This window comes from Variovorax sp. P1_H12_2, from assembly GCF_056405335.1.
The window spans coordinates 1-1,933 of the sequence record NZ_JBFUCI010000669.1; the positions used below are offsets into that span (position 1 = coordinate 1).

Genomic DNA, 1,933 nt, shown 5'->3' on the forward strand with positions numbered 1-1,933 from the left:
GCCCGGTGCACCGAAGCGAACCGCCGACCGCGCGCGGGCCCGCGCGGCCTCGATCTCGCGATCGCGCGGATCGGCGGTGGTGACCAGCGATTCGATCAGCGCGCGGGCCGCGGTCGTGACGTCTTCCACGGCCCGGTCGAAGGCCGCCTCGTTGGCCTTGGAAGGTTGATGGAAGCCGCTGAGCTTGCGCACGAACTGCAGCGATGCGGCACGCATCTCTTCTTCGGTCGCCGGCGGGTCGAAATTGAACAAGGTCTTGATACTTCTACACATCATGACTCCATGTGAGGGGCGAGGCCGCAGTGTGCGCAAGATCGAGCGCGATCTCAAGCCTGCCGCCGCGCTACTTCGCCGCCTCCACCTTCACCCTGGCATTCGGCATCTCGCCGAACATCTCGGGTGCATACAGCGCCTCGACGCGGCTCGGCGGCAGCGCGAAGTCGCCGACGTTGTTGAGGCGCAGCGTGTATTCCATCTTGACGACGCCCTTGGGCAGGTACTCGTAGTAGCTGCGGAAGGCCTCGAAGCTGCGTTCCTCGAAGGCCGGCCAGCCGCCGCCCGAGCGCTTCTCGCCCTGGGTCGCGATCTGCGAGTCGCGGCCCAGGCCGCCGCCCAGGATGGTCGCGCCGCCGGGGATCGGATCGGTGATCGCGACCCAGGTCATGTCGGCGCTGGCGTTGACTTCCAGGCTCACGCGCAGCACGTCGCCGCGCGAGTAGACGCCGCTCACCGCCTGCTCGACCGGGGTGACGGTCTTCTTGATCGCATAGYCGGCGGCGAATGGCGCCTTGAGCTGCACCGCAGCGAGCGATTGCAGCGTGAGCCAGGGCTTGCCGCTGCCGCTTTGCGTGACCAGCAGCGTGTCGCGGCCCGTGGCAGCCGGCCAGGGGACGAACAGGGTGTTGTTGCGCAACATGCCCGGCGACGCCGGCGCACCGAAGGCGCTGGCCTGGTTCGGAGCGCCGCCCGTGTCGCTCGCCTTGACCCGCTCGACCTTGCTCCAGTCCACCTGCGCCTTGGCCGTGCCCAGGCTGGCCGCGGTGACGCCGCTGACCGGCGCGTGTTCGAAGCGCCTGGAGAAGCTCTCGAGCGCCAGGCCGCCCCACAGGTTGGCCGTGGTGGTGCGCCAGGCGCCGTTCTGCTGGCGGCCGATGAAGCCGCTGGCGAGGCGGCCGATGTCGTCCTTCCATGCCGGATCGTCCATCACCGCGAGCAGCAGCCGGGCGGTGTTGACGTCGCCGTTGGCCATCAGCCACCACCAGTTGTCGTCCTGTTCGGTGCTGAACACCAGCCGTGTGCCCTGGTAGCTCAGGCGCGCCTTGAGCACGTTGTCGGCTTCGTCCAGGCGCTGCTGGCGCTGCGGCACGTCCTGCACCCGTCGCAGGATCTGGAGCCAGTCGATCACCGCGCTGGTCGGCCATTGGTTGGGCGCGATCGTGATGCTGCCGATCATGCGGCCCTGGGCCTTGCCATAGCGCGACAGCGCTTCGAGCGCCGCCAGCTTGCGGACGTCGAGATCCTTGCGCGGGCTCCAGAAGTCGCGCTGGATGCGGCCTTCGACGAAGGCGACGAGGCCCTGCAGCATCGGCGCGCTGGCCGCTTCGGGCAGCGCGAAGACGGGGTCGAGCGAAGCCGCCTCGTGCGTCGATGCGAGCAGGTAGGCGGTCAGGATGTCGCTGCCGCGGTTGGCCTCGCCATCGCGCGGCGGGAAGTAGTTGGCGAGGCCGTCGCCATCGAGGTAGCTCGGCAGCTGCGCCACCAGCGCCTGCCAGCCCTTGCCGTCGCGCAGGCCGATCGACTTGCTGGCCTTCTGCTCCAGGCAGGCATAGGGGTAGGCCGCGAACCAGTCGCGCACGCCACCCAGGCCTTCGGCCAGTCGTGGCTGCAGCGACATCCGCAGGCCGCCGCGGCCGGGCAGGGCGTCGGCCGGCGG

Annotated in this window: 2 protein-coding genes; both read right to left on the minus strand. The window is 69.6% G+C overall.

The features are described from left to right. Positions 1-273 (minus strand): DUF2277 domain-containing protein (locus AC1D2K_RS33990; RefSeq protein ID WP_478094750.1); only part of this gene is annotated, 273 nt, incomplete at its 3' end. Between the two features lie 70 nt (positions 274-343). Beyond that, a partial coding sequence (locus tag AC1D2K_RS33995) for an alpha-2-macroglobulin family protein (RefSeq protein WP_478094752.1) occupies positions 344-1,933 on the minus strand: 1,590 nt, incomplete at its 5' end.